Here is a 25601-nt window from a genome sequence, read left to right on the forward strand (position 1 = left end):
ATAGACATTGGAAGGTAGGGGTTTATGCAATAAACCCTTACTCCTTGAATGAGGATAAATGGTTTCCCCTAATTAGGCGGCGGGCTGACCACCTTTCTACTGTGCCAAATTATAATTCTGGTAATTCTGATGAGTCATGGGAACTAAACGACTTACACGGGGATTGCGATCGCGCCGGATAAGACTTACAATCCGGGGAACTGCCCGATTTTTAGGGACTTCAGAAACCACCGACACCTTACCCAGCGCGTAATTATTCCCCCCTTCAGCCACAGGATCAGGGATCAAGCGATTACTAGAAGACGAATCCGCAATAGCCCCTATTCCGACTAAAGCAGCAACCGGAACATCTAGAACCTTATTGTCTTGAGTAGATTGTTGTTCTACTGTCACTGTCCCTTGAGGTGAATTCACCATCACAGAAGCAGGCGCTACCGTTGAAACCGGAGACACAGAAGCAGACGCTACCGTTGAAACCGGAGACACAGAAGCAGGCGCTACCGTTGGAACCGGAGACACAGAAGCAGGCGCTACCGTTGGAACCGGAGACACAGGTGCAAGCGCAGGAGTTTGAGGGGGTGTCGAAGGACTAGACACAGGAGGAGTCGGGAAAACGTGCTTGGCATCAAAATGAAAGTGATCGGGAGCGAGACTAAAGGGATTCCCACTGTTATCTATCAACGTCCCACTAGATCCAAACGTGCCACCTGTGACATGGGACCCCACCACCCCAAACTGCACCATCTGACCTAAACCATTCGTTCGGGCGTTGAAATTGCCAAAATTCGTATTGAAAGGTTCTGTCCCAACCGTAATTTTCATAACAAAAGATACATCAACTTGAACCGGGACATCACTAAACAAAACCGGACCATTGGGACTATATCCCGTTCCAGAAGCCTTGAGCAACAGTTGATTCCCTAAAGCAGCTTGCTCTCCACTCATTTGGAGTAAGACCGGAACACCGTTTAAGGGGACTGAACCAAACAATTGCCGAACCGCCTGCGGTGAATGCACGGGAACATTATTAAAATCTGCCGATTCAATCCGACCTTGCTCCGTTTCTAAATAACCCGTAATTGGAGCATTATTATAAGTTGTGCCATTATTTTCAAAAAAGATCAGGGTTCCCCCAGTAATCGCGATTTGCCCTTGAGCGGCTGTACTCAATACAGTCATTCCCGTAGTCAAAACCAATGCGGTTAAAATATTTTTGCCGTTCATCCTGTTTTGTGTTTCTGAATAAAAGCCTTGAGTAGCTGCATTCCCTAATAGCTCAAGGTTTATTCCCACAAAATACTGAGAAGCTAAACTTCATCCGGGTAAAAAAGCAATCCATTGGGTATTGCCTTCCTCTAATCTATCAATATTTTGGAAAGTTTAATAATAATTAAATGCTATAAACTTTGAATCTTGACAGACCCTTAATAAATCTAGTAGTTTTGATAAAATTTCATTGAAGTACGAACAAATACTGATAAAAAAACACGGCTTTGATACGGTGACAATAGGGGGATCAGGGGAATAGGGAATCGGGAATCGGGAATAAGCTGTTCAGCATTTAAAAGGGATGTTCTTCATGACCAAGACTTTGACAGAAAGCGGTTTTCACGGTTTCTAGCAATGTCGTTTAAATGACAAGCAGCTTAGGGAATAAGGAGTCGGGAGTTGATTAGTATTCCCCATTCCCTATTACCTATTACCCAACCTTAACAAGTTAAGCTTGTGTGCATTTTGTCAAGTCCCATATATAGCGTCCAATAAATTGGACGACCCTATAAATAGGGTCTTCAATTTTGGAGACAACCGGATTTTCCCGACCCCCCTGTTCCCTAATTTTGGAGACAACCGGATTTTCCCGACTCCCCTGTTCCCTGTTCCCCGTTCCCTGTTCCCTAACCCCACGACCAAGCTAAAAGGAAAAGGTAGTTCGTAAAGCCCCAATCACCAGAGGATTACTCCCCCGATTGTGACCGGGATTCAATAACACTACAACTCCGGGAGTGATACTGATATGATCTGTTACCCGCCAACGATAAAAACCCTCAAGGTGTAATGTTCGGTCTTGGCGGCCTGCATTACTTAGCCCAAACGTTCCAGCCAATAAACTGGGAACATTGCCCGATAACTGACCATTGCTCCGTAAATTCGTCCCCGTAATACGGGGAGGCTGACCGAAAAACACCCCGCCATAATTCCCTGGCCCCAACAAATCCGGGAATTGTACCCCAAACATCCAATTGACAGTTTGCACTCGCCCGGAGTGGGATAATAAACGGGAGTCTGTGAAGCCGACCCAACTCACCCATTCCACCGCCGGGGTCATTTCCCAGTTCACCATAGCTCCAAAGGCATTGGTTGATAAACGAGAACCATTAATTGCAGATACTTGGTCATCTCCTGCACCTGTGCCGAGGAAACCCCCCAACACCCCAGAATAGGAATGAATATAATTCAAGGCTACATCGACCGTCGGCGCAGGGGTCAAAAATAACTGCACTCCGGCTGTGTAGGGGCCACTGAATAGGCCTTGGCTGGGTTCGTTGGCTAAGGTTGCGGCATAAACCCCTTGTAAGGAAATATTCTGGCTAATCTGCCAGTCAAAGCCAAGGCCTGCATTGCCGACACCAATTTGTAAAATAGGGTTGCGTTGAGTAAAGCGCGAAATCGGGCCAAATCCTGCGCTTTCGATGCGAGAGGGACCCCGAAACACACTCAGGGGATTAACGCCAGAAGTGCCAATCATGATCGCTAAGTCATCGGTGACTAACTGACGGTAGGTTAAATCACTTAATAACAGATTATTCTGGGTGTTGAGTTCATAGCCCAAACGGGTGAAACTGTTATTAAAGCCAAAAAGGGTTGTATCGGTGGTGGTTAAGTTGCCCGCCTGTAAACCCATGAGCAGGAAATGACGAGGGCTAAACTGGGTTAAAAGGGTAAGTTGAGCATTATAACCCCAAGTCATTTGTCCTGCGCCATCGGGGGTTTCTGGAACTCCATCCCGCCCTAAGAGGGGAATCCCCGGAAAACCGGGGGTGGAGGTACTGATTAAATCGGCTTTACCCCCAGCCCGTCCTTGTAATCCTAAAACAACCTGACCATATAATTTGGTGGTGGGGGAAAACTGATAATCTTCTAGGAAAGTTATCCGACTGTCTAAAGCATCAAGGCGACCACTGAGGGTGACTAATTCGGCTTCAAATTGCTGTGTTAACTGGGTCAGGGTTTGGAGTTCTTCTCGGGTGGTGGGGTTTTGGGGTAGGAGACGCTCTAAGGTCTGTAAACAAGCGTTCAACCCGGCGGCAAATTCATGACGGGATAGGGGGCGATTGCCTCTAAAGGTGCTGTCAGGATAACCGACTAAACAGTTATAGCGTTCTATCAGTTCTTTCAGGGCTTGATAGGCCCAGTCTTGGGGGTGTACGTCCCGCAGTTGGCTAACTCCGATGATCTGCGCCATTGGGTCGGAGTCGTCCCCGATGATTCTGTTGGTTGAAGAAGGGGTATTGACAAGTACGTTGATTTGTGATAGGGGGAGGAATGAATTATCTTGAGGAAGTAGTGCATCCTCAAGGGGATCTTTCTGTTTTGGGAGGGGGAGGGCTTTGATTTCAAGTGGAGATCCCCAAGGGGTTAGGGCTAGGGTTAAGGTTGCGGTTAACAAGCAGTGGGGCTGAATGTGCATAAAATCCTCAAGGTCATCAAACCGAGTGTCGGTTAACGGAGACTTAAATAGGGCTTGCTGTTCGCGAAGCGTTGCGTAGCAATATAACTCTGCTCCGGGTGGGAAACAGGGAACAGGGGAAGTCAGAAAAAGGTAAGCCTTTTTGATTCTTGATCCCTAAAACCTTGCACTTTCTCGCTGTTAAAGGGGAACAGGGAACGGGGAACGGGAATCGGGAGTCGGGAGTCGGGAGTCGGTGTAGGGGCGCAATGCTTGCGCCCTAGGGTGTCGGGAATCGGGAATCGGGTGTCGGGAAACGGCAATAGTCAAGAGTTTTGGCTGTTCACTATTCCCCTGCTCCCCTGCTCCCTGTTCCTTAGCCCAGTTATGCAGCAGACCCTAAATATTAATTCAAAAAAGGAAAATTAAATCCGGTTAAATTAGACCTTAATTTGTCAAGATGGGGGAATCGGGAATAGGCAAACCTCCCTATTCCCTCGTGGATGGGTCGTTTAACGGCCGGGGAAACCGACGTAGGCGAAATAGGTTGCCATGGGGATGATGGTTGCAACGATTAGGAGAACCACGACCCAAACGGTGGCACTCCGAGCGTCGGTGTCTTCGGCGGCGGTGAATGTCCCCTCAACGTTGAGTTTTTCGGCAATTTCTGGGGGGCCGGGATCGGGTTCACCGGAGAGGACGGCTACGAGGCGATCGCTTGCATCCAGTAAAGCCTGATTAAACTTATTCCCCTCGCGCAATGGAGCCTGTAGGGTTTCGGTGGCGACACTCTGGGCAATGTCATCAGAAAGTAAGTCCTGAAGCCCTTCACCCACCCGAATGGCGGTGTTTTTGGTCAAGGTGTCTAACACTAATAGGGTTTGATTTGCCCGGACTTCTGGGGTGGGAAACCACTGCTCAAAGAGTTTGTCTGTTAAGCTGTCCATGGTTTCGCCATAGTCTAAGCGACGAATCACCACAAAGCGTACTTCATTCCCGGTCTGGTCTGCGAGTTGGGAGAGGACTTTATTCACTTTCCCTTCACTAACGCGACTGATTTCATCGGCATTGTCAAATACCCAGGTTTCTGAACTGGGTTGGCTGGGGAAGCTATAAAGACCAGTGGCCAGCGCGGGGAAGGTCATGCCAAAACTCAGGATGACCAACCACAAGGTGAGCAAAACGCCTTGCAACCAAGCCCGCTTTTCTGCAATTTTCGATACAAATGTTTTCATCGGGTCTTAATATTTTGAATTTAAAGTCCATGTTTCCTCCTCTAGCTAGATGTGCTAGGGAAGTATTGTTAAGCCTATCATTAATGTTGAGTGAAGCCCCTTGCTTGAACAATAGCAAGTCCTAGATTAGGTACAATAGGGGCAAGCGATACCGGGTTTATAATCGGGAGATTTTTGTTCTGCGGGACTGAGGGGATGACCACAAGCGGAACACATACTAAAACTGCCCGGTTCTAAACCCTGTTTAACGGCAATGCGTTCATCAAAGACAAAACATTCTCCTTGCCAGAGACTCTCTTCGGGGGGGATTTCGGATAGATATTGTAATATGCCCCCTTGTAGGTGATAAACTTCTTGAAACCCTTGTTGTAGAAGGTAAGCGGTGGCTTTTTCGCAACGAATGCCTCCGGTGCAAAACATGGCGACTTTGGTCTGTTGTTGGGGATTGAGATGTTGTTTTACATAGTCGGGGAATTGCCGGAAGGAACGAGTTTGAGGGTTTTGGGCATTTTTGAAGGTGCCAACTTTTACCTCGTAATCATTACGGGTGTCAATGACTGTTACTTCTGGGTCGGAAATTAACTGATTCCACTTTTGGGGGGGGACGTACTGACCCACTTGTTGGGTGGGGTCTGCCTCGGGATGTCCAAAGGTGACGATTTCTTTTTTTAAGCGCACTTTTAGGCGCTCAAAGGGCGGGGTTTCGGTGTAAGAGAGTTTTACGTCCAAATCATGGAAACGAGGGTCAGAACGCAAATAATCCAGCACTGAGGCGATCGCATTTTCTGTTCCGGCTAGGGTGGCGTTGATGCCTTCTGAGGCGAGGAGAATTGTTCCTTTAAGGCTCTGTGTTTGACAGTAGTTGAAGAGAGGTGCTTGTTGTTCTTGGTAGTCTGGGAAGGTAACAAATTTATAAAATGTAGCAACAGTAACAGTCATAAATCCCAAGGAAAAGGTTTATTTTCTCTATATCTTAACTTTTTTATTGATCTTAAATTTAAGCGGGTAGCGAGAATCGAACTCATATATATGTCCTGAAACCTTGATATAGCGTTATTTCCGGTCTTTCCTCTTAACCGTACACAAAGGGATGAGTGAAAAATGAGTGAAATTACAAAAGGACAATATAGCGGGTTTGAAACCGTTTTGAGTACATATACCCGTAAACGGAAAGACTGCCCCAAAGGGGTCACTTTGAAGCTTGAACGGAAAAAATACCTATTATTACAGTTTATTGATCCGGACTCTGGCAAGCGTACGTCCAAAAGTGCTAACGTACCATTGTCTGAGGATGGGATTATTGAAGCCGTAGCTAAAGCGCATAAAGTAGCTAAAGCGTTAAATGAGTTTAAATACTCATCAGAATTTTGGGATTGGTATGCATTAGAAATATTAGGTCAAAAGTCTAGTATTGAATCTGACAAAATAACTTATCGAGAAGTATTTACAGCAATTGAAACAAAGTATTTTAAAGGAAAAAATAAAAACACAAAAAGAAAACGTTCACAAGACAATCCATCTGATGTAAGGTCTTTTAATGATTATTATGGGATTGTTTTAAGCCGTTTTAAAGAATGGGATAAACCCGTAGAATGGAAAGAAATAGAAACTGTTCTATTTTCGTGGGAACAGGGAACAGCTAAATTTCAAGATGCTTATTATGTTGTTAAAACAATTATAGGGTACTTGCCTAAACACCAAAAAGAGTCAATGCTAGAAACATTAAATAGTATTGACCCAATACAAACAGAGTTTAAAGAAAAGCAAAGTATATCACTTAACGAATTTTTGCAATGGCATACAACACAATACAATATAGCTATTCATGCAAAGCATCCCAAACATAAACAAAGTAAATTAGGTTGGTTGTGGGTTAGTGCTATGTGTGTTATTTACGCTTTGCGTCCCAGTGAAATTGCAGCAAGCTTAAACTTAACGGATAAAATCACGATAGATGATGTAACTATCTATCCTTTCTGGGATAAAAAAAGGAATCCTAAACAGTATCTAGTATTAGGAGATAAAACCTATTTTGATGTTCATATCAAAACAGGGAATCGTATTTGCATCCCATTATGTCCTGATAATAAAATCCATCAACAATTACATCTATATGATGTTTGTTTGCCCATTGTCACATCAAAAGAAACTACATCAGCCGTTATTGATGAATTAAACAAGAGTTTATATGTTTGGCACGAAATGGGATTTAATGAAGAAAAATAACTAATAATGCGCGGTTGTAAGTTATCCGTTAAAACTTTCTTTCATATCCAATACCCTAACAGAGGATAAATCGTAATGAGAAGTAAATTAAAAGAATGTACCCTGACTGTTCAAGTTGCCGATATTTTCAAGCGATTGCAACAAGTGGGGGATTTAGAACGAATGAGGAAAGTTGTGAACCGTATTGATGAGGATTTATTTGAATTAGAACAAGAGGCCGCTAAAAATGCAGTTAGCGAAAATGACTCTGATGATGTTTCCCCTAGTGGTATGAGTGTTAGTGTTTCTGACTCTGACACGCAACCAACGGCCTCTAAATCCTCTAAATCCTCTAAAACCGGAAAATCGACTAAAAAGGATGCAACGGGAAACAGCGCAGAATCAGAATCCGATTAATTAACGTTAACTTCCCTCTTGTTGTTTTGTAGCGTTGTGTTTTATGGGTATGTCTATCCCATTATTTTTTACTTTTGAGAAAATGAGGAAATAATGATGACTGATGATGATTTTGACAGTTTAGATTTAGGTATTGCGATAGATGATGATTTTGATTTGTGGGATGATTTAGATGCTAGCGTAGAAAGAATTTTAAATCATTCTAGTCAAGGGTATTTTACGTTTGAGCTAATTAATGCTATTGGCAATAAAACAACCTTAATCATCAAAACTTGTTTAGAACACTGTCAAGTGGAAGATGGGCTAAGTATTTCAATCGGCTTGCAATCAGTGCAAATTGAAAATACAAAGGGACGTTATTGGTGTATCTATACGCTACCGGATTGGGTAGATGCGATGGGGATAATTATCAATACAATTAAGTTAGCCATTGTTTGTGAAAAGCCCCTAACACTCATAGATTGCATTGTAGCTCTTCAGAAAATCTAGTTTATTCCTTGTGTGGAGTGTTCCCCCCTATAGTTCCCTCAGTGGCACTATGAGGGGGATTTTTTTATTAACATTAACTCAAAATGCCCTCTATCCTATACCCTGCTTAAGTTTCAAGCTATAGAGGAAAAAAAGATAGAGGGTTTTTTCCTATGTATAATTTTTTTGTTATTACTATTAGTTTAGGTGCGCTGTAACCCATAGCCCATAACGGTTACAGTGGATTTTGTGAATAGGGAAGTGAAAAAAGGTAAGTTTAAGGCCTCTAGATTCTCCCCCTATTGGGGGGAACTATGGGTACAGGGGGGGATAGTGGGAATAGAGCATTTTCTATTCAATCTGATTATTTAATCAGATTAATCAATCTGATTAATTTGAAAATGCTCAATCAGGGAGTGAGTCTGAGGATGGGTAACTAACGGTAGCCCTACGGTAAAGGTTAGATTATGGGTAACTGCTTACAGGTCGTATGGGCTTGTTCAAACTCAGAGATTGAACCCATACTTTGTTACCCATCGTTGCCCATACTTCCCCCTACTCCCTCTCCCTCCCAATGCGTCCTATAACCAACACAGTTAGGGGGGGAGATACCAGATAGACCCTGGCAAACCGATATCCCCACATCATCCCTTAAGTTCCCCTATGTCCTATTTGACCCTGTTTAACCGACTGTTCCCCCTACTCTGGTATGTTTCATCGTTTCCTATCGTGATAACGGTATAGGGGGCATATCTGGTTAGTACATATGACACACTATTGGGGTTTTGTACTGAGATGGGTGAATACTGTGATTTGACATTTTCACTCAAATATGATTAGTCTTGATTTAGTGAAAGATGAGTGAAACGATACTATATCAGGTTTGAGTGAATCCTAACCTGCTAGACATACAAGGTATTAAGCATCAAGCGGGTAGCGAGAATCGAACTCGCAACTAAACCTTGGGAAGGTTTCGTTTTACCACTAAACTATACCCGCACGGTTTTTTATCATAGCACTCTATCCCGGGGTTTTGTCAAGGCAAAAGGCAAAAAGGAATAGGTCAGGCGGACAAGTTAAGCCTGTCAGGAAGTTACGACTGATTAGATCACCGTTCAAGGGCAACAAGGGGAGGGAAAGACGGGATTGCTGTGTAGACTTTGGCGAAAGGTCAGGACTAACTCGTTGAGTTCGTCCATGTTAATTAAAAAGGCATCGTGGCCGTGGGGGGAGTGCAGCCAAGCGAGTTGGGCGTTGGGGATGAGTTCGGCGAGTTCCTGTTGTTCTACGGGGGGGTAGAGGATATCGGAATCAATGCCGACGATTAGGGTGGGGTGAGGAATGCTGCGCAAGAGGGTTTCATAATCTTGGTCAGGACGGGCTAAGTTATGATGATCCATGGCGCGACTGAGAGTGATGTAGGTGTTGGCATCAAAGCGTTCTACTAATTTATCGCCTTGGTATTTCAGGTAATGGGCGATCGCAAATTCTTCTGCTTGTTCGTTACGGGCAAAGCGAATCGAGTAATTCCCCCAAGAACGATAGGTACTCATGGCAATCATCCGCGCCACTTTTAAGCCCTGTTTGGGGGGAGCATCGGGGGAATAATGCCCCCCTTGCCAGAGTGGATCGGTATAAATGGCTTGACGTTGGGCTTCACTCCAGCCAATGCACCAAGCGGAATGTCGCCCGGAGGCGGCAATGGGTGCGATCGCCTTTACCCAATCGGGATAACAGGCCGCCCACTCCAACACCTGCATCCCCCCCAAAGATCCCCCAATCACCAAACGGAGCGATCGCACCCCCAATTCCTCCAACAAGCGCGCCTGCAAATGCACCATATCCCGCACCGTAATTTCCGGAAACTCCACCCCATAGGCTTTTCCCGTCCTCGGATTAACAGAAGTCGGCCCCGTCGTGCCGTAACAACTGCCCAAAATATTGCTACAAATCAAAAAATCCCGGGTCGGGTCTAATGCCTTCCCTGGCCCCAGCAAAGGCTGCCACCACGCCTCCAAATCCGCCCAGCCCGTGAACGCATGGCAGATCAACACCCCATTATCCCGCGACTCGTTTAAATGGCCCCAAGTCCGATAGGCCACCTGCACCTCGGGCAACTCCCCCCCTAACACCAAGGGGAAAGGGCGGGAGGAAGAATAAAACTGGGTTTGGGGAGAGATTAGCTGTTGATAATTCATGGCTGGAGTAGAACGCAATCGGCACAATGGAGCAAGGAGAAGGAAAACTAGGGAGGACTGAGGATAGTGACGCTAATTCATCTTAGCGATTTCTCCCCGGCTTTTCTCCCCCCTTTTCTACAAAACGCTACGCGAACAGGGTTCTGGGGGCATCTGCGTCCGGAAGACCTAAGCGGAAAAGGCTTGGTCAAAATCCGCCTTAATGTCGTCAATATGCTCTAAACCCACCGAAACCCGGATTAATTCAGGTTTTACCCCGGCCGACAACTGTTCCGCTTCGCTTAACTGTTGGTGGGTGGTTGAGGCCGGATGAATGACCAAGGTTTTGGCATCCCCCACATTGGCTAAATGACTGGCTAACTTCACCCCATTAATAAACTTGCGTCCCGCTTCCACCCCGCCTTTAATCCCAAAGGTGAGCGCGCAACCAAACCCCCGTTTTAGATACTGTTTCGCCCGTGTATGGTAAGGATGGCTAGGTAATCCTAAATAACTCACCCATTCCACTTTTGGATGGGATTCTAGCCACTGAGCAAGAGCTAAAGCATTGCTAACATGACGATCTACCCGTAGAGAAAGGGTTTCTAACCCTTGTAAAAGTAAAAAGGCATTAAAGGGACTCAAACAAGGCCCTAAATCCCGTAATCCTTCCACCCGCGCACGAATAATAAAGGCAATATTGCCAAAAGGACCATCAGGGCCGAATACCTCTTGGAAATTCAAATTATGGTAGCCCGGGGCGGGATCCGTAAACATGGGAAACTTGCCATTCCCCCAGTTAAAGTTCCCTGAATCCACAATCACCCCACCGATGGAGGTTCCATGTCCGCCAATCCATTTGGTCGCCGATTCCACCACAATATCCGCACCGTATTCAATAGGACGGCAAAGATACCCCCCACAACCAAAAGTGTTATCAACTACTAAAGGAATCCCATGTTTATGGGCAAGTTTAGATAGTCCTTCAAAGTCAGGGACGTTAAATTGAGGATTGCCCATCGTTTCCACATAAAGGGCTTTGGTTTTGTCATCAATAGCCGCTTCAAAGTCTTTGAGATCATCCCCATCCACGAACTTTACACCAACGCCTAAACGGGGTAAGGCTACTTTAAATTGATTGTATGTTCCTCCATATAAGAAACTGGTAGAAACAATATTATCCCCGGCTTGGGCTAGGTTATTAATGGCTAAAAATTGGGCCGCTTGTCCACTGGCAGTGGCTAAGGCCGCAACACCCCCTTCTAACGCAGCGATGCGTTTTTCAAACACATCTGTTGTGGGGTTCATAATGCGGGTGTATATATTACCAAACTCCTGTAAAGCAAAGAGTTTAGCCCCATGATCAGCATCATTAAAAACGTAAGATGTGGTTTGATAAATGGGAACGGCTCGCGCATTAGTTCCGGGAGCAGGTTCTTGTCCGGCATGAATTTGTAATGTTTCAAAATGATGTTGATCTGTCATGAAAATACCTCGTTATTTCACTTGTTTAAGGGGGTAACTGGGAACATGGCCTCAACTTTAGCTCAATTTATTTGAGATCAATTATAGGGGAAGGGAACAGGAAGATAAGGGGAAGCTATGATGCTAATACCGATTATGCTAAGTATTGCCTAAGTTGTACTAGCTCAATTCGACAGTCCAAAACTGACTCTAAATGATCCTAAAATCCACTGAAACTAGAGAAGATTGAAGGGAAAAGTCGAAGAGGTCTAAAGTTCCCAACAATGACCCAGTTTTGATATTCTCTCCCAGTTTGGAGATTTTTCTCTAAATTTAAGCTTTTTTTAAAGCAAGAATGATTGACAAAAATTTAAAAAATTTCAACATATTATGACTTCTATAGATTTTGGGGATATTTTTGTAAAGATTTGGTAAAGTTGGGCGATTTTACCTAAAAACGGGGTATTTTATCAGAATTTTCATGATAAGAGTAGAGAAAGGACGGTTGACAGAATGTTCTCGTCCTGATAAATCGACTCTTTCTTTTTAGGACTATTAGCTTATGATGTCTTCTCACCCCCTGCAAAACCTCCTGTTTGGTCTGACGGCAACTGGTGCGATCGCCTTAATCGGTTCCGGCAGTGCTTCGGGGCAAACGGTGTTAAGTTCCTTCTCCACAGGAGGCGCGGATATGGACGGAATGGAAATCACCGTCAACTGGTTGGGAGGGGGATCAGAAACCCAAATCTGGGGAACGACAGGATACAATGCTGGGGGGGCTTTTGGTCGGGATTGGTCTTTGTCTTTTGTCGGAAGTAGCACCTTTGGCATTCCTTGGAACTTTACGAATGCCGGGGCTAGCATTGCCTCGTTAATCATTCATGGTGTCCCCGGAAACACGGTCTTTGATACCCACTGGCCAACGTTCCCCGGCACTCCCGGATCGGCTAATGGTTGGACGTTTCAACCCATTTCAGGTCAAGTTCCCACGGAGTTTGAATATGGGACTCCCATTGATATTTCGGTGGGGGATGTTTTTGGATCGTTGTCTCTGTTTTGGGACGAGGGTTTCACTGGGACACTACGCTTTTATGCGGATACGGATAATGGGACGATCGATAATCCGGTGACTCCCCTGGTGACTTCTCCTCAATCGGTGCCAGAACCTTCACTATTATTGGGATTGTTTACCTTGGGGGTTATGGGAACTGTGAGGCGCAAATCCTAATATTGGGAATAGGGCATAATTAGGGCTTGCTGAATAAGTCCGAGAGTTGGGGAATCGGGAGTCGGGAGTCGGGAGTCGGGAATAGGCAATCGTGCCAGTTTTAGATGATCTGTTCCCTGTTAAGAGTTCCCTGTTCCCTTGTTGAGCCTAGCATAGGCGTGTTATTCAGCAGACCCTAATTAGGGAACAGGGTAATAGGGAGTCGGGAAAATCCGGTTGTGTCCAAAATTAGGGAACGGGGAACAATGCACAGAAGCTTAACTTGTTAAAGTTGCCGATTCCCTAATCCCTATTCCCTAGTCGTTATCAATTTGTGAAGTTATTGTGATCAGGGCTGGCATCTGACAGATCAGGGTGGCAGAATGAAAAAAATTATCACTCCTGCTCATGAACGATGCTCCTGAACCTTTTTCCTCTAGGTTTCCTGCCTATATTGAACGGGGCGGTGAACAGTCTTTTTTACAACCTTATATTCTCCGAGGAACGAATTTTTACGGGTTCTTTTTGCAGGGGAGTTTGAGTCATTTACAGGGGTTGTGCGATCGCTACTTGAACGCACCAAGTCAAGGTCAGTTAGAATACCGCCCGTTGAGTCCCTACGTTTTACTCAGTTTTGACCGCATTGCTCACATTACCTCAACGGAAGCCCCAGACCAAGAAAAGGGGTTTTTCTCGGAACAGGGGGAGGTGATTATTTGGGTTCCGGTGATGGCCGGACATTCCTGGGGCAAGGGTTTTATTGTGGATCATCTGGCTGTATTTATCCCCTATATTTTCGTCAATAACTCCCCTGCCTTAGTTTCAGGGCGTGAGGTCTACGGTTTCCCGAAACAGTGGGGGTGGATTGATTTCCCCCAAGATCCCAACGAGATGGGTCGTTTTACCCTAGAAGCGGTGGCTTGGGACACCTTTAGCCCCGAAAGTGCAGGCCGTCGTCAGCCCATTCTCTCGATTACACCCACTTCATCGGGTCAAGGCGATCGCACCTGGTCTTCTCTGACCACCATCAGCCAAGATATTCTCACCCTACTACTCCCCCAAGGGCTTAACCTACCGGGAATTGACCTGCCCCGCCATTTACTCGAAAACTTTCTGACACGGTCTTTTAATACCGTCTTCCTCAAACAGTTTCGGGATGGGACAGATGGCCGTCAAGCCTGTTATCAGGCCATTATTGAAGCCCCCACCCAACTAGAACACCTGCACAATGGGAAATTATTGGGCGATCGCTTTCTCGTCACCCTTCCCCCCCTCGCCAGTCATCCCATCGCCCAAGATTTAGGCCTACAAGCCGATCCCAACCTTCCTCCGAACCAATTTCTCGCCCATTTGCCCTTCTGGTTAAACTTCGACTTCAGCCTTAAAAACGGTCAAGTCCTCTGGCAAGCAGACAACAATCCACCCCCCCAAAAACAAAAAATCGCCGTCCTCGGAGGCGGCCTCGGTTCCCTGACCACCGTCTTTGAACTCACCGAACAACCCGACTGGCAGCGTTACTATGAGATCACCGTCTATCAAATGGGCTGGCGACTAGGCGGCAAAGGGGCAAGCGGTCGCAATATGACCCCCCACAGCCCAGAACAAGAGCCCGATTACCGCATCCAAGAACACGGCTTTCATATCTTTTTTGGTTTCTATGAAAACGCCTTTCGCCTGATGGATCGGTGTTATCAAGCCCTAGGAGACGATGGCCCCTTTGATACAGTCAGCGATGCTTTTAAGCCACACAACTATATTGTGCTGGAAGAATATATAGAGGGGAAATGGTACCCTTGGCAACTGAACTACCCCAGCAATGATTTAGTGCCGTGGCAAGGGGGCGGTATAGGGTCTTACTGGGACTATATCCGCACCGCCTTAATCTTCGCCTATGAACTCTTGACCCACTCCCCCAAACTTCAAGATTCCTCACCCGACAATCCCCCGCCCCAAACCCTTTGGGAACACTTACAACAGGAACTTGAACGGGGATGGGAGACATTCAGCCAACTGCCAGAACTCCTCGGAATTACCCTCGCTGAAATAGACCTCACCCTAGACAGTAGTTTTCTTTTACTCGCCATTCAAGCCCTAGAAACCCTGCCCCAAGATTGCCCCCTAGGTCGCATTGAACCCCTGTTACTCTTTTGTTTAGAACAGTCTCAGACCCGTTTAGAAGCCCGTCTCGCCAAGATTGCCCAAGGAGAAGACCCCGAAACGCGGCGCAATTTAATCATTACCAACTTTACCCAAACCGTAATCCGAGGGCTAATTTTAGATAATGCCTTAGACGGGGAAGCCTTCAATGACCTAGACAACATTGATTTTGCCCAGTGGTTAAAAAAACATGGCGCATGGGAAATGACCCTTAACTCCCCCCTCGTCCGTTCCATGTACGACCTCCTCTTTGCCTTTAAAGGGGGCATCAACACCCCAGAAAACCAAGCATTAGGCACCGCGGCCGCCCTCCGTTGGGTGATTCGTATGAATTTGACCTATAACGGCGCGGTGATGTGGAAAATGCAGGCAGGGATGGGGGATACAATTTTCGCCCCCCTCTATCAAGTTCTGAAGGAACGGGGGGTGCGTTTTGAGTTTTTCCATCGGGTGACTAATTTAGGCTTAGAAACCCAACAACCGGATCATATTGCAACCATCGATTTAGTGCGACAGGTGAATTTAAAACAACCCGCCGCAGGTTATGATCCCCTCATCCGGGTTAAACGCTTGCTCTGTTGGCCCGCAGAACCCCTATATGACCAGATTCAGGAGGGGGAACAACTGAAAGCCCATGAGATTGATTTAGAGTCCTTCTGGAGCCCCTGGCCAACGCTACACACCGAGGAGAAGATCACCCTCAAGCGGGGGACAGATTTTGATTTAGTCCTGTTGGGGATTAGTTTAGGGGCGCTGCCCTATATTTGTCCGGAATTGCTGGCCGTGAGTGAGAAGTGGCGAAAGATGGTGCAGGAAATCCCCACCGTGACCACCCAAGGGGGGCAGTTATGGTTTAAGTCTACCCTAGCTCAATTAGGCTGGACAGATGCCAGTGCGGTGGTGGGAACCTATGCGGAGCCCTTGGATACCTATGCCGATATGACCCATTTAATCCCCCAAGAAAACTGGAGTTCTGCACATTACCCCTATAGTTTGGCCTACTTTACCGGAACCATGCCAGACCCCGGTATCCCTCCGGCCGAGGATTATGATTTTCCCACTCAACAACAGGCGAAAATCAATCAGGCCGCGCTGGAGTTTTTAGAGGAAGCGGGGGCTTATCTTTGGCCCAAGGTGACACCTGCGGGAGAGTCAGAAGGTTTTAACTGGGATTTATTGGTGGACCCGCAGGGAGGGACAGGAAAAGCCCGTTTTGATGCCCAATTTTGGCGGATTAACATTACTCCAACGGAACGATATGTGATGTCAGTTCCCGGTAGTCAAGCTTATCGCCTCAATCCCGGAGAGTCCGGTTTTCATAACCTTTTCCTGACGGGGGATTGGGTGAATAACAGTTTAAATTCAGGGTGTGCGGAAGCAACGGTGATGGCCGGAATGTCGGCCGCTCAAGCCATTTTAGCTCAGGGGATGCCACAAGTTCAGGGTGTTTCGATTATTGGCCATTATCCTTGGCAGGGAACAGGGAATAGGGAATAGGGAATGGGGAATAGGGAATAGGGAATAGGTAATAGGGAATAGGGAATAGGTAATAGGGAATAGGTAATAGGTAATAGGGAATAGGGAATGGGGAATAGGGAATAGGGGTAATAAGTCTTAATTCCCCCTCTCTCCCCTGCTCCCCTGCTCCCCTGCTCCCCTGCTCCCTCTCCCCGAACTTCCCCCTTTTGCACACAACTCAAATTGAATTGATATTAAACCATGCAACACAAAACTCTGACCCACTATACCATCACCTCTGAACTGAGCATCGGCACCAAAAACCTGATCTATCGAGGTCATCGCAACAAAGATCAAGTTCCCGTGATTGTCAAAGTTCCAAAAGCTGAATATCCCTCCCTGCGGGAGATTGCCAAGTTAAAGCATGAGTACGAAATCATGCAGGGGTTAACCTTAAATCATGTGGTGCAACCCTTGGGTTTAGAAAAGTACAATCACGGGTTAGCCTTAATTTTAGAGGACTTTGGGGGACAGTCCTTGTATGATGTTATTGCCCAACAAGGCCCCCTCTCCGTTGAGGTTTTTCTGTCAATTGCGATCGCCATTACCAACAGTCTCAGCGAAATTCACCAACACCGCATCATTCACAAAGATATTAAACCCTCCAATATTATTGTAAATTTAGCCACCCAAGACCTTAAAATCACTGACTTTGGTATTTCTTCCCTCTTATCCAGCGAAAATCAAGGCATCAGTACCCCCAACGCTTTAGAAGGTACCCTCGCTTATCTCTCCCCCGAACAAACGGGACGCATGAACCGACTAATTGATTACCGCACCGATTTTTACTCTCTCGGTATCACTTTCTATGAACTCTTAACGGGAGAACTCCCTTTTGATAGTCTTGATCCTATTGAACTAATTCACGCTCATTTAGCCAAAGAACCCCCCAATCCGACAACCCTTAATCCGCAAATTCCCCCCGTTATTAGCAACATTATTTTAAAATTATTAGCTAAGAATGCCGAAGATCGGTATCAAACCGCCATTGCGTTGAAACAGGATCTGCTCAAATGCTCGCAGCAGTGGCAGGAGAGGCAACAGATTGAAGATTTTGCGATCGCCCAAAACAACATCTCGGATCAATTCCAAATTCCGCAAAAACTCTATGGTCGTGAAGCAGAAGTTAAAACCCTCCTCCAAGCCTTTGAAATTGCCAGCTTTGGTCACACCGAATTAATGTTAGTCAGTGGCTATTCTGGCATCGGCAAATCCTCCCTCGTCCATGAAATTCACAAGCCTATTGTTAAACGCAAGGGTTTTTTTATTAGCGGCAAATTTGACCAATTTAAACGCAATATTCCCTATGCTTCTTTAATTGAAGCCTTCCAAGAACTGGTTCAACAACTATTAACCGAAACCGAAGATAAAATTGAGCAATGGAAGCAAAAACTGCTGAAGGCTTTAGGTCAAAATGGAGCCGTCATCATTGACGTTATCCCCGAAGTAGAATTAATCATTGGCCCTCAGCCCCCCGTCCCTCATCTTGGCCCCACAGAATCTCAAAACCGCTTTAATTTAGTCTTTCAAAAGTTTATTGCTGTCTTTACCCAAGCAGAACACCCCCTCGTTATCTTCTTAGATGATTTACAGTGGGCAGACTCTCCCTCCCTTAAATTTCTTAACCTTTTAGTCACCAATCCTGAAAGCCGTTATTTACTCATTATTGGGGCGTATCGAGACAATGAAGTTAGCCCATCTCATCCCCTAATGTTAACCCTTCATGCCATTGAAGAAAGCGAAGTTATAGTTAAAACAATTGAAGTAAAACCGCTTGACTTAGACACAACAAACAAGCTAATTAGTGACACATTATATCGACCAACAGAGGACACCTTAGAACTCGCTCAACTTTGCCATAATAAAACGGGTGGAAATCCCTTCTTTTTGACCCAACTCTTGAAATCTTTGTACAGTGAAGAACTTTTTTATTTCGACTACATTAACGGTCAATGGAATTGGGATGTCGCAGCCATTCGTCAGTGTGACATTACCGAAAATGTCGTTGATTTAATGATTAACAAACTCAGGAAGCTGCCAGCCACCACTCAGGAAAGTTTAAAACTCGCCTCCTGCATCGGGAATCGTTTTAGTTTACACATTTTAGCCACCGTCAGTGAGCAATCCTTACCCGAAGTTGCCAACTCCCTCTGGGATGCCTTACAAGAGGGCTTTATTATCCCTTCTAGTGATACTTATAGAATTCCCTTACTGTGGCAAAAAATAGAGGAAGTAGACAAAATCTCTGTCGATTACCGCTTCCTCCATGACCGAGTACAACAAGCTGCTTATACCCTGATTCCTGAATCAGAAAAAGCCATCACTCACCTCAAAATGGGTCGCTTACTACTGAAACAAGTGACCAACCTTGAGGAAGACGAAAAACTATTTGATATTGTCAACCATTTAAACGCAGGGTCGGCTTTAATTGAAGAAGACAAGGAGAAACATCATTTAGCCTCTTTAAATCTCGTTGCCGGTCAAAAAGCTAAAGATTCCACAGCCTACGAACCCGCCTTAAAATACTTCTCTTCTGGGTTAGTCTATTTAGGTGATAATGCTTGGCAAATGGATTATGATTTAGCCTTTAATTTATATCAAGAACGCTCAGAATGTGAATATTTATGTGGCAATTTTGAAACAGCAGAAAATTTATTTGATCTCATTATTACCCAAGCAAAAACGAGTTTAGAAAAAGCGCAAGTTCAAATTGTCCGCCTTGCCCTATATGACAATACAGGCAAGTTTGTTGAAAATATTCGTCTAGCGTCTCAAACCCTTGAGGTATTTGGCTTAAATATACCCACTGGAGGAGATGATATTCCCCCGGCTTTTGAGGCAGAACTCACAGTTTATCGGGAAAATTTAGCAAAACATAAAATTCCTGAACTTGCATTAATTCCAGATAATACAAACCCAGAAATTGAGATTTGTATGAATGTCTTGATGAATATGACAGGCCCAGCTTATTTCACCAATCAAGACTTACTGGCTTTAATTACTCTTAAAATGGTGAATTTATCGATAGAATACGGCAATTCGGAAGCTTCCGCTCATGGTTATGCCTTTTGGGGAATTGTGGCAGGTTCTCGACTCTTAGAGTACGAAAATGGCTATGAATTTGGGCAATTAGCCTTAAAAATGAATGAAAAGTTCCACACCGCTAACCTGACTTGTAAAGTCTTTAACTTGGTTGCAGGTTTAATTAGTCATTGGCGCAGTCCCATGAAAAATAATCTCCCTATTTTGCGTCAAGGCTATCAAGATGGAGTAAATACGGGAGATGTTTATACCAGTTATATTTCCTATCATGTTATCTTGCAACGGATTTTAATGGGTCATGATTTTAACAGTATTTTAGATGAGTCGGACAAGTTTTTAGACTTTCTGCGGCAAAGTAAAAACCACGTTTTTGTTGGGGTTCAACAAACTTATCAACAAGTCATTCGCAACTTACAAGATTTGACCCGTGAGCAAGCTTCTTTAAGTGATGAAAACTTTGATGAGATGGCCTGTGTACAGATGTGGATGGATAATCAATTCCTCCCCGGTGTTGCGATGTACAACATTTTTAAAATGCAACTGTTATATCTCTATGGGTCTTATTCAGAAGCCTTAGTTTTTGCTAAAGCGAGTTGTAACACCGTTGTTTTTGTCTCAGGCATTCCCAACCAAGTAGAACACAATTTTTATTATTCCCTCACCTTAGCTCAACTCTATCCTACGGCTTCTCCCTCAGATCAGCAACAATATTTTGCCCAACTCGACGAAAATCAAAAAATGCTCAAAATTTGGGCGGATAACTGTCCTGAAAACTTTGGTCATAAATATCTCTTAGTGGAAGCAGAAAAAGCCCGTATTCAAGGCAAGATTCAACAAGCTTTAAACTTGTATGAAGAGGCTATTAGTTCAGCCCAAGTTAATGACTTTATCCAGAGTGAAGCCTTAGCCAATGAACTGGCTGCCCGTTTTTGGATTCAGCAAGGAAATCAAAAATTTGCGAAGTTATATATGACCGAGGCTTATTATGGTTATACCCGTTGGCAAGCCACCCGTAAAGTGCAACAACTGGATCAAAATTATCGACATTTAATTAATAAAGTTGCCACGGCACCCCTGTATAAGAAGACTCGGACAACCAGTTCTAGCAGTTCCACGGAAATGGACACGGGATCTTCTTTAGATTTTGCCACAATTATGAAGGCTTCTCAAGCCTTAGCGGGTGAAATTTTATTGGAACGATTGCTGACTAAGTTAATGGAGATACTCTTAGAAAATACGGGGGCAACTGTTGGTTATTTACTCCTGAATAAATCTCCTGAAACGGCAATTAGTCATCTGGAAGATTTCCTCATTGAAGCGTCTGTCAGTGTTACCCATAAAAAGGTGGCGGTTTTACAAAGTTTAGCTATTGGGAATAAGTTGCCAAAATCTATTATTAACTATGTCCTCCGAACCAATCAAAATTTAGTATTAGAGGATGCAAATCAAGAGCATAAATACAGTGGAGATCCCTATTTTCAACTTTTCCCACCTAAATCTATTCTCTGTACTCCTTTGTTGAATCAAGGTAAATTGACGGGCATTATTTATCTAGAGAATAATTTGACGGCTTCGGCGTTTACCTATGACCGGATTGGGGTGGTTCAGTTACTCTCAGGACAGGCGGCTATTTCGATTGATAATGCCCGCCTTTATAAGAACTTAGAAACGAAAGTAACTCAACGTACCCAAGAACTGCAAAAAGCTTTAGAAGAGTTACAAGCGAGTCAACAGCAGTTAATTCAATCCGAAAAAATGGCGGCACTGGGTCAACTGGTGGCTGGAGTGGCTCATGAAATTAATACTCCATTAGGGGCGATTCTTTCCTCTTCTGAAAATACCAGTAAAGCGTTAACGGAAACGTTGGCGGAGTTGCCGAAAATTCCAGAAAAGCTAAATACGGAACAACAGAAGTGCTTCTTTGATTTACTAGAGGCTTCTTTAGAAAGTTCTACGGCGATTTCATCCCGTGATAAACGTCAACATAAGCGCAATGTTATTCGGGAGTTGGAGGCTTTGAATATTCTCAATAATCGCCGCATTGCGGACAGTTTAACGGATATGGGGATTTATAAGAATGTGGGGGAATTTTTGAGCATTCTACAAAGTCCTGATGTGGACTGGTTGCTGAAGATTGCCTATAATATCGCCCGCTTGCAAGGCAACAATCGGAATATTATAACGGCGGTGAATCGCGCCTCTAAGGTGGTGTTTGCGTTAAAAAATTATGCTCGTTATGACCATTTAGGTGATCCTCAAAGGGTTAATATTATTGAAAGTATAGAGACGGTGCTGGAGTTGTATCATAATCAACTTAAACATGGGGTAGAAGTTCATCGAGATTTTGCGGCTATTCCCGATATTCCTTGTTTCCCGGATGAGTTGATTCAGGTCTGGACGAATTTAATTCATAATGGGATTCAAGCGATGAAAAATCAAGGAGATTTAAGGATTCGGGTGTTGACAATAGAGGATGAAGTTCTGGTTCAGATTGAGGATTCAGGACAGGGAATTCCGGTGGAGATTCAAGACCGGATTTTTGAGCCGTTTTTCACGACAAAACCGGCCGGAGAGGGGAGTGGTTTAGGTCTGGATATTGTGAAGAAAATTATTGAGAAACATCGGGGAACGTTGAGTTTTACCTCTCAACCGGGGAAAACGGTTTTTACGGTGGCTTTGCCGATGGTTTAATGACTGAGGGGCAATTCCCCCCTTGCCCCTATAAACTGCCTAGAACTTTAATCAATTGATCCATTTCTGAGGGGAGGGTGAGATAGTGGACACAAGCGCGAATACAGTCGGGGTTTTTGAGGGTGCGGACGAAAAAGCCCTGTTGTTCTAGGGCTTGGGCAAGGCGGGGGTGTAGGATTTCGTTGGTGGTGAGACGGAAGGAGACTAAACCGGATTCGGGGGGAAGGCTGCGTAAACATTCGATTTGGGGTAGGAGATAGAGGCCTTGCCAGAGGTATTCGCTGTTGTAACAGATTTTGGTGTAGCGTTCTTCGGGAGGTCCCCAAGCTTGATGGGTTGCGATCGCCTGTCTTAACCCCGCATACTGAGGATAGGCGGTAGTGGCGACTTCAAAGCGTCTCCCGTCGGGTTGCCATCCGGTGGGCATTCCTGCCCCATCCATGGTAATACTCCGCCAACCGATAAAAGTAGGATTCAGTTCTTCTAAGGCGTGGGGATGAACGTACAACCCCCCCACTCCAGCCGGCCCACAGAGCCATTTATGCCCGGTGAAGGCGTAAAAATCCACAGCCAGTTCACTGAGATTGAGGGGCAATTGTCCGACGGATTGGGCGGCATCGACGAGAATCTGAATAGGACGTTCACTTTTAAAGGTGCGACAAGCTTGGATAATCTCCGGGAGGGGTAACACTTGGCCGCTATTCCAGAGGACATGGGATAACACGACTAAGCGGGTGTTGGGTTGTAGGTGTTGCTCGATGACGACGCTGGGGTTGCCTCGGTTGAGGGTGGCCATGATGGGGCAGGTGGAGACGCGCAAACTAAAGCGCCGGGCCACTTCTTTGACGGAAGCAATAATTCCGGGGTGTTCACAGTCGGTGATTAGGATATGATCCCCTGCTTGCCACTGAATGCCCCAGAGGACGATATTACAGCCTGTGGTGACGCTATCGGTGAGGGTGATGGTGGCGGGGGAGGTGCGCAGTTCTGAGGCGATCGCATGGCGTAATAATTGACATTCCTGTTCAATCCAATCATTGACCTGGCGAGAAAAGGGGCCTTTTTCTTGCAGGAATTCATAGGCCTGATAAATGGCTTTTAAAGAGGCTTGGGGCATAGTTCCCTGTCCCCCAAAGTTAAAATAAGCCTTGTCCGCTAAACCCGGAAAGGCTTGACGATGCTGCTTGAGGGGAACGGTGGCAGGGGTCTGATTGGTCATCTTGAATTTAGGGGACAAGTCTCACGGTTTCCCCTACTTTACCCTGAAACGCGACCCCGCTTTTGTTAGGCGGGGGACTTCACAAGGGGAGAGGAGGACTTTAACTGATTGACGGCAAAACGCATCAATTCCGCTTTCGTTTCTGGGGAGAGCAAATGAATTAATTCCACTAATTCCTGCTCCCGATCTTCACAGAGCAACTTAAGGGCCGCAATGGAAAGCGCTCGTAAAACGTGATCGGGTTCGTGATGGGTCAGAGGGGATACGGGGGGAGGAGTCATGGGCGTAGGACAAACTCATGGATTTTACCGTTGATTTTAGAAGAAAGTTGTGGTAGGCGGCGCAAAACTTTGAATAATGTTACATTCTCTCATCAAGGTAAATTCAGACTAACTCGATCTGTCTGCGCACCACCCCAGCGCGATCGCATTTTGCCGTCACCTCTACCGTTCCCCCAGCAGGCGCACGAACAATCCATTCTATTTTAGCGCGATCGCTCGTTTCATCCCCCACCCGTCCCGCAGGCGCAGAAGGCTTATAAGCGCGTCCCTCCAAATGTCCCACATTCACCGTCCTTTCCCCTAACTCCAAACTCGCCCCCTCCGGCAATTTTAGCGTAACAATACAACCCTGAACTTGTTTTTTCCTCCGTCCCTTTTGGCTAATATACGTCGGCAACCAGCCCGTATTTTGCACCAAGACCCGCAACAAAAACACCTCACTCCCCACCCGTTGCACCTTCATTTCATACCAATCTAATAGAGGTGAAATCAACAAATGCCACACCAACCAACCCGGAAACCGAGACACCTCCTTTTCTAACAATTCATGGGGAGGATTGCGCCAAAAATAGACCTCATCCCAGCCCCCCAACTCCACCATTCCTAACTGAGGATGTTCAAAAGGATACCAGTTAATATAACCCTTCCCCCCCAAAACTTGATCATTCCAAGCCAATAACTTTAAATCATCTTCTAAGGGATGCTCCTCATACCATTTCACATAATCATAATCCGTAATTCCCGCCTGTTGTTGAGGACTCCAAATTTCCACTGTCCAAGCAAATAACCCTAACGCTTCATAACACCAATCATCAAAAGCTCCCGTCACATAACTCTCATGATGTTGGCGAAAACCATGATAAACTGAAACCGCCGGATAGCCTGTTAATTCCGTCCCTTTCTTAGCAATTTTTTGATAAATTGTCAAGTCTTGATGGGAAAATTTTTCATCATCTTGATAACTATAGGGACGCAATAAAACCCCGCTCATCGTATGAAAAGAAACCGCCCCGGTAATATTGGGATGTTGAGTAATAAAATCCACTAACGCCCTAACTTCTGGTTCAGAAGTAGGATAATCTCCCGCCCCTTGTTGTTCCCCCTCCTCCCGCCAACAAACGGGAAAATTTCGGTTAAAATCCAACTGTTGTTTAAGGGGTTTTGTGGGAATTAATACCCCATCATACTGATCTATTTTTCCCTCCGGTAACAGTCGGTAATATTCCCCTCCTACCTCCGTCGGTTCTCGGGGAATCATCAATCGAGAATCATCAGGACATACCTTCCAGTTGCCATTGCCATCAGGAATTCTCATCATTAAAATTCGTCCATCCCCATCTATATCTTCCATCACTAAACCCGGTAAATCTAGGTCAGAATAGGGGTAAAAACGAGTACCAGAACGGAGGAATTGCGGAGAGTCAGCTAACGCTAATTCTGCCCCATCAGGATTCACCCGAGGGCAAATATAAAACGCCCGAGTTTTGAGGCAGCGCGTAATATCAGGATCTTGTTCATATCCCCTCACTAACGTCTCCAAAAAATACACACAAGCCACCGAAGGGGCTAACTCAACAGAGTGAATATTTCCATCGACCCACAGGGCGGGTTTTTCCCTCGCTAAACCCGTTTCCCAACAAGTCACCGTCACTAACCACAAATCCCGGTTTTCATGACTTTGACCCATAGTTTCTAAGCGTACTAAATGGGGGTAATTGTTGGCGTAGTTTTGTAAAACCGTCACCAGTTCATTGTAACGGTAATAATGATTAAACGTCGGAGGATTGATCATGATTTCAAAGAATAAGCTATCATCATTGAACGAAGGTATACATTTTTTAGATAATTTGTTC

At 45.3% G+C, this 25601-nt stretch carries 15 protein-coding genes and 1 tRNA gene; 6 read left to right on the forward strand and 10 right to left on the reverse strand.

Annotation, left to right across the window (positions count from 1 at the left end; all coding sequences use genetic code 11):
• Positions 1 to 96: 96 nt before the first annotated feature.
• From SPI9445_RS0113070 to trhO, 4 genes are all read right to left on the reverse strand, one after another.
• A complete protein-coding gene (locus SPI9445_RS0113070) occupies positions 97 to 1224 on the reverse strand; it encodes a hypothetical protein (protein WP_017305203.1) in 1128 nt (375 codons plus the stop codon).
• Between the two features lie 688 nt (positions 1225 to 1912).
• Entirely contained in the window at positions 1913 to 3688 is a 1776-nt protein-coding gene (locus SPI9445_RS0113075; RefSeq protein ID WP_017305204.1) for an iron uptake porin, read from the reverse strand.
• Positions 3689 to 4179: 491 nt separating this feature from the next.
• On the reverse strand, positions 4180 to 4902 hold the full coding sequence (gene psb32, locus SPI9445_RS0113080; protein WP_017305205.1) for a photosystem II repair protein Psb32: 723 nt from the start codon (positions 4900 to 4902) through the stop codon (positions 4180 to 4182).
• Between the two features lie 126 nt (positions 4903 to 5028).
• Entirely contained in the window at positions 5029 to 5841 is an 813-nt protein-coding gene (gene trhO, locus SPI9445_RS25475) for an oxygen-dependent tRNA uridine(34) hydroxylase TrhO (protein WP_017305206.1), read from the reverse strand.
• A gap of 162 nt (positions 5842 to 6003) precedes the next feature.
• Between trhO and SPI9445_RS25480 the strand changes: the two genes are divergently transcribed.
• The 3 genes from SPI9445_RS25480 (at position 6004) to SPI9445_RS0113100 (ending at position 8013) form a co-directional block, all read left to right on the forward strand.
• Positions 6004 to 7128, forward strand: coding sequence for a hypothetical protein (locus SPI9445_RS25480; RefSeq protein WP_017305207.1), 1125 nt, complete (start codon positions 6004 to 6006; stop codon positions 7126 to 7128).
• A gap of 75 nt (positions 7129 to 7203) precedes the next feature.
• A complete protein-coding gene (locus SPI9445_RS0113095) occupies positions 7204 to 7524 on the forward strand; it encodes a hypothetical protein (protein ID WP_017305208.1) in 321 nt (106 codons plus the stop codon).
• 93 nt (positions 7525 to 7617) lie between these two features.
• Entirely contained in the window at positions 7618 to 8013 is a 396-nt protein-coding gene (locus tag SPI9445_RS0113100) for a hypothetical protein (RefSeq protein WP_164674522.1), read from the forward strand.
• Between the two features lie 907 nt (positions 8014 to 8920).
• Here the strand turns inward: SPI9445_RS0113100 and SPI9445_RS0113105 are convergent.
• The 3 genes from SPI9445_RS0113105 to SPI9445_RS0113115 form a co-directional block, all read right to left on the reverse strand.
• A tRNA-Gly gene (locus SPI9445_RS0113105) sits at positions 8921 to 8991 on the reverse strand.
• 116 nt (positions 8992 to 9107) lie between these two features.
• Positions 9108 to 10190: a homoserine O-acetyltransferase MetX gene (gene metX, locus SPI9445_RS0113110; RefSeq protein WP_017305210.1), complete on the reverse strand. Its 1083-nt coding sequence runs from the start codon at positions 10188 to 10190 to the stop codon at positions 9108 to 9110.
• A 168-nt stretch (positions 10191 to 10358) separates the two neighbouring features.
• Positions 10359 to 11654 carry an O-acetylhomoserine aminocarboxypropyltransferase/cysteine synthase family protein gene (locus SPI9445_RS0113115; protein WP_017305211.1) on the reverse strand — a complete coding sequence of 432 codons (1296 nt, stop codon included), beginning with the start codon at positions 11652 to 11654 and terminating at the stop codon, positions 10359 to 10361.
• Positions 11655 to 12195: 541 nt separating this feature from the next.
• Here SPI9445_RS0113115 and SPI9445_RS0113120 point away from each other — a divergent pair.
• The 3 genes from SPI9445_RS0113120 (at position 12196) to SPI9445_RS0113135 (ending at position 22248) form a co-directional block, all read left to right on the forward strand.
• Positions 12196 to 12861, forward strand: a complete 666-nt coding sequence (locus tag SPI9445_RS0113120) for a PEP-CTERM sorting domain-containing protein (protein WP_083883535.1) — start codon at positions 12196 to 12198, stop codon at positions 12859 to 12861.
• Between the two features lie 387 nt (positions 12862 to 13248).
• Entirely contained in the window at positions 13249 to 16494 is a 3246-nt protein-coding gene (locus tag SPI9445_RS25485; RefSeq protein ID WP_017305213.1) for an NAD(P)-binding protein, read from the forward strand.
• 222 nt (positions 16495 to 16716) lie between these two features.
• Complete coding sequence (locus tag SPI9445_RS0113135) at positions 16717 to 22248, forward strand: trifunctional serine/threonine-protein kinase/ATP-binding protein/sensor histidine kinase (protein WP_017305215.1); 5532 nt, start codon at positions 16717 to 16719, stop codon at positions 22246 to 22248.
• Positions 22249 to 22276: 28 nt separating this feature from the next.
• Here the strand turns inward: SPI9445_RS0113135 and SPI9445_RS0113140 are convergent, their stop codons facing one another.
• The 3 genes from SPI9445_RS0113140 to SPI9445_RS0113150 all read right to left on the reverse strand — a co-directional run bounded on the left by SPI9445_RS0113140 (position 22277) and on the right by SPI9445_RS0113150 (position 25540).
• Positions 22277 to 23467, reverse strand: coding sequence for an aminotransferase class V-fold PLP-dependent enzyme (locus tag SPI9445_RS0113140; RefSeq protein ID WP_017305216.1), 1191 nt, complete (start codon positions 23465 to 23467; stop codon positions 22277 to 22279).
• A gap of 65 nt (positions 23468 to 23532) precedes the next feature.
• Positions 23533 to 23748: a hypothetical protein gene (locus tag SPI9445_RS0113145; RefSeq protein WP_017305217.1), complete on the reverse strand. Its 216-nt coding sequence runs from the start codon at positions 23746 to 23748 to the stop codon at positions 23533 to 23535.
• 103 nt (positions 23749 to 23851) lie between these two features.
• Positions 23852 to 25540 carry a M14 family metallopeptidase gene (locus SPI9445_RS0113150; RefSeq protein ID WP_017305218.1) on the reverse strand — a complete coding sequence of 563 codons (1689 nt, stop codon included), beginning with the start codon at positions 25538 to 25540 and terminating at the stop codon, positions 23852 to 23854.
• Positions 25541 to 25601 lie beyond the last annotated feature (61 nt).

Origin of the sequence: Spirulina subsalsa PCC 9445 (genome assembly GCF_000314005.1) — a bacterium.
GTDB lineage: Bacteria > Cyanobacteriota > Cyanobacteriia > Cyanobacteriales > Spirulinaceae > Spirulina_A > Spirulina_A subsalsa.

What these genes read in the sequence shown, in the direction of transcription:
- SPI9445_RS0113070 (WP_017305203.1), bottom strand. Translation starts at nt 1,224, where the DNA reads ATGAACGGCAAAAATATTTTAACCGCATTGGTTTTGACTACGGGAATG.
- SPI9445_RS0113075 (WP_017305204.1), bottom strand. Translation starts at nt 3,688, where the DNA reads ATGCACATTCAGCCCCACTGCTTGTTAACCGCAACCTTAACCCTAGCC.
- psb32 (WP_017305205.1), bottom strand. Translation starts at nt 4,902, where the DNA reads ATGAAAACATTTGTATCGAAAATTGCAGAAAAGCGGGCTTGGTTGCAA.
- trhO (WP_017305206.1), bottom strand. Translation starts at nt 5,841, where the DNA reads ATGACTGTTACTGTTGCTACATTTTATAAATTTGTTACCTTCCCAGAC.
- SPI9445_RS25480 (WP_017305207.1), top strand. Translation starts at nt 6,004, where the DNA reads ATGAGTGAAATTACAAAAGGACAATATAGCGGGTTTGAAACCGTTTTG.
- SPI9445_RS0113095 (WP_017305208.1), top strand. Translation starts at nt 7,204, where the DNA reads ATGAGAAGTAAATTAAAAGAATGTACCCTGACTGTTCAAGTTGCCGAT.
- SPI9445_RS0113100 (WP_164674522.1), top strand. Translation starts at nt 7,618, where the DNA reads ATGATGACTGATGATGATTTTGACAGTTTAGATTTAGGTATTGCGATA.
- metX (WP_017305210.1), bottom strand. Translation starts at nt 10,190, where the DNA reads ATGAATTATCAACAGCTAATCTCTCCCCAAACCCAGTTTTATTCTTCC.
- SPI9445_RS0113115 (WP_017305211.1), bottom strand. Translation starts at nt 11,654, where the DNA reads ATGACAGATCAACATCATTTTGAAACATTACAAATTCATGCCGGACAA.
- SPI9445_RS0113120 (WP_083883535.1), top strand. Translation starts at nt 12,196, where the DNA reads ATGATGTCTTCTCACCCCCTGCAAAACCTCCTGTTTGGTCTGACGGCA.
- SPI9445_RS25485 (WP_017305213.1), top strand. Translation starts at nt 13,249, where the DNA reads ATGAACGATGCTCCTGAACCTTTTTCCTCTAGGTTTCCTGCCTATATT.
- SPI9445_RS0113135 (WP_017305215.1), top strand. Translation starts at nt 16,717, where the DNA reads ATGCAACACAAAACTCTGACCCACTATACCATCACCTCTGAACTGAGC.
- SPI9445_RS0113140 (WP_017305216.1), bottom strand. Translation starts at nt 23,467, where the DNA reads ATGACCAATCAGACCCCTGCCACCGTTCCCCTCAAGCAGCATCGTCAA.
- SPI9445_RS0113145 (WP_017305217.1), bottom strand. Translation starts at nt 23,748, where the DNA reads ATGACTCCTCCCCCCGTATCCCCTCTGACCCATCACGAACCCGATCAC.
- SPI9445_RS0113150 (WP_017305218.1), bottom strand. Translation starts at nt 25,540, where the DNA reads ATGATCAATCCTCCGACGTTTAATCATTATTACCGTTACAATGAACTG.